The sequence below is a fragment of the Escherichia sp. KCJ4928 genome (genome assembly GCF_004352695.1).
In the GTDB taxonomy this organism is placed as follows: domain Bacteria; phylum Pseudomonadota; class Gammaproteobacteria; order Enterobacterales; family Enterobacteriaceae; genus ECMA0423.
The window spans coordinates 1-2,140 of record NZ_SJWV01000343.1 but is presented as its reverse complement, the minus strand read 5'-3'; the positions used below and the strand labels follow the sequence as shown (position 1 = coordinate 2,140).

Below are 2,140 nucleotides of genomic sequence, written 5' to 3'. Positions count from 1 at the left end.
GACCACGGTCATTCCGTTTCCAGCGTTGTGATCTTACCCAGCAATAGTGGACTCGCGGCTAAGTGAGTAAACTCTCAGTCAGAGGTTACTCACATGACAAAATCTGTATCAACCAGCAAAAAAGCACATAAACAGCATTAGCCTGAATTTCGCAGTGAAGCCCTGAAACTTGCTGAACGCATCGGTGTTGCTGCCGCAGCCTGTGAACTCAGCCTGTATGAATCACCGCTCTACAACTGGCGCAGTAAACAGCAACATCCACAGACGTTCTTCTGAACGTGAGCTGGAGATGTCCACCGGGATTGCACGTCTCAAACGCCAGCTGGCAGAACGGGATGAAGAGCTGGCCATCCTCCAAAAGGCCGCGACATACTTCGCGAAGCGCCTGAAATGAAGTATGTCTTTATTGAAAAACACCAGGCGGAGTTCAGCATCAAAGCAATGTGCCGTGTGCTCCGGGTGGCCCGCAGCGGCTGGTATACATGGTGTCAGTGGCGTACAAGGATAAGCAAGCGTCAGCAGTTCCGTCAGCACTGCGACAGCGTTGTCCGTGAGGCTTTTACCCGGTCAAAACAGCGTTACAGTGCACCACGCCTGACGGATGAACTGTGTGCTCAGGGTTACCACTTTAACGTAAAAACAGTGGCGGCAAGCCTGCGCCGTCAGGGGCTGAGGGCAAAAGCCTCCCAGAAGTTCAGCCCGGTCAGTTACCGTGCACACAACCTACCTACGTCAGAAAATCTGCTGGAGCTGAATTTTTACGCCACTGACCCTGACCAGAAGTGGTCGGGAGACATCACTTACGTACATGCAGATGAAGGCTGGCTATATCTGGCTGTGGTCATTGACCTGTGGTCACGTGCCGTTATTGGCTGGTCAATGTCGCCACGCATGACGGCGTAACTGGTCTGCAACGCCCTGCAGATGGCGCTGTGGCGGCGTAAGAGACCCCGGAACGTTATCGTTCACACGGACCGCGGAAGCAAGCACTGTTCAGCTGATTATCAGGCTCTGCTGAAGCGGCATACCGTAAGAGCTCGAAAAACAGGACAGAAGTGGAACTGAGTACACTAACGTGGGGGGGCAGGTATAACAATCGACGATTGCTGGAAAGGCTGGGCCATATTCCTCCGGCAGAAGTAGATAAAGCTTATTATGCTTCCATTGGAAACGGAAACAATTATCTGGCTGCCTGAGTTTACGGATAAAATGCTCTCTAGGAAATCCGGGGCGGCTCAGCCAGAACAATGAAACGGGGTCTGTGGGCAGACAAAAAACCTGTTCCACCATGGCTGTGGCGAAAAGAAAATAAAAATAGCCACAATAATTATAAATAAGACATCTCACAGAAATATATTTCCTGCCGTTTTATTTCCCCTGCCAGTCCCCAACGGGAAATAACCTCCAGATATTACACAGATGTGAATAATAAACCTGTTCGATGTATCCGTCACAAAAGAGTTGATGTTTGACTCAGAAGAAAATACGCCTGAAGTTAAGGAAGGCTTCAACTTCATGATTGTTCTGACATGAACATATATCCCTCTGTAGCGCCCTGCCTTTCATAACATTTCTGTTACAGCAACAACGAAAGACAACAGCAATGTCGGCCTTTTACGTCCACATGAATATTCCACTTATCCGGAATTGTGACACAGCCCCTGAATACAGGATTGATTGCCAGTGCCCACAAATGGCACATTTTCAGTAAGATTCTGAATGTTACATTCCCCCGTCATGTGTGGCACAACTGTCACCGGGAAAGAAACGGAAAGCACATGAAAAACATCAAAACTCACACCGGACTCCTTATCCACAAAGAACAAACGCGGCGCGTTCGTCTTCATGAAACGCCGGCCGCCTGGTGCCACACGCACCGGGAATGCTACAGCAAAACGACCGGTCGTCGCTGCGGCAGCCCTGAGAGTCTCAGCAGGCTGATTCTGAGCAGCATTCAGCCCATAGAATGAGATGACCCGTATGAATGATGGCAGACAGACGCCTCCGTCCCCTGAGGCATGGAAAATCCGGTTTCTGGCGAACGGTACACCCGGCACATGGTTTTACACGGATGACGCAGCCGTCACAAAAGAGTGGCTGCGGGCACATTGTGACGATGTGGAAGTGATCCCCCTGTGCC

At 50.5% G+C, this 2,140-nt stretch carries 1 pseudogene; it reads left to right on the top strand.

From position 1 onward, the window contains the following. Positions 1-93: 93 nt before the first annotated feature. Positions 94-1,035 (top strand): annotated as a pseudogene (locus E0D98_RS23545) (IS3 family transposase); the annotation flags it as partial. Positions 1,036-2,140 lie beyond the last annotated feature (1,105 nt).